1 protein-coding gene is annotated in these 423 nt (G+C 36.2%); it reads left to right on the top strand.

The window, feature by feature from the left end; genetic code table 11:
- Window positions 1-332 (top strand): type ISP restriction/modification enzyme (locus IU405_RS00940; RefSeq protein WP_197436761.1); only part of this gene is annotated, 332 nt, incomplete at its 5' end.
- Window positions 333-423: the final 91 nt, after the last annotated feature.

A 423-nucleotide genomic window follows, 5' to 3' on the forward strand; every position in this document is an offset into this window, starting at 1 on the left:
ATATAACCCAATATCCTATTGACGGAGATAATAAAGTTACAAAACCACGCTTTGTCATTGCGAACGATAGTGAAGCAATCTCAAACAAGCAGACTGCTTCGTTCCTCGCTGTGACAGGGAGCGTTTACATAAACGACACGCAGTATTTTGACAACGTTCCGCAAGTAGCGTGGGAGTTTTATATTGGTGGGTATCAACCAGCGCAAAAATGGCTCAAAGACCGCAAGGAAAGAACATTAGAATTTGACGATATTTTACATTATCAAAAAATGATTGTGGCATTAACAGAGACAGATAGATTGATGAAAGCGATTGATAGTATTGAGATATAATCAGCAAATAATTTAAAATTGTATCCGATAACTCAGATTTGAAATCAGTACCAATACAAAATATCAAACCTTACATAAATCACATTCACCA

Origin of the sequence: Polaribacter sp. BAL334 (assembly GCF_015767435.1) — a bacterium.
Taxonomy (GTDB): Bacteria; Bacteroidota; Bacteroidia; order Flavobacteriales; family Flavobacteriaceae; genus Polaribacter.